Origin of the sequence: Caecibacter sp. AF58-12pH5A, from assembly GCF_027681725.1 — a bacterium.
Taxonomy (GTDB): domain Bacteria; phylum Bacillota; class Negativicutes; order Veillonellales; family Megasphaeraceae; genus Megasphaera; species Megasphaera hominis.
In genome coordinates, this window is record NZ_JAQDBC010000007.1 from 1 (window position 1) to 401 (window position 401).

The window sequence follows — 401 nt, forward strand, 5'->3', positions numbered from 1 at the left end:
TCAAGATGCAAATAAAAAGAGGATGTGGACAAAATGATTTCTCATTTTGTCACATCCCCGTTCTTCTTACTGTGTGAGGGGTTGGAACTAAAACGTTGCTCTTGATAGGTAGTTCAAATACCTAGAGCTAAAAGAGAACTTAGAACTTATACCGTACGGCGGCCATCCAGGTGTTGCTACGGACGCTGTCGCCTTTCTGGTACTGGTAACCGATGCCGTAGGTCATGTCGCCTTTTGTGGCTTCCAGGCCTAAGCGGCCGTAGAAGGTACCAGAGTCGGCGATGTCATAGCCAAAGGCGTTGGCTGTACCATCGAGGCTGACCGTTTCCATACCGGTTCGGTCGCCCATTGTCCAGAGGTAGCCTATTTCAGCGATCGGTTTCAGCATCCAGCTGCCGTGC

General features: G+C 50.1%; 1 protein-coding gene. It reads right to left on the minus strand.

Features of this window, described 5'->3' with window-relative positions; all coding sequences use genetic code 11:
- Positions 1-139: 139 nt before the first annotated feature.
- A partial coding sequence (locus tag PGX44_RS04955) for a hypothetical protein (RefSeq protein ID WP_498854472.1) occupies positions 140-401 on the minus strand: 262 nt, incomplete at its 5' end.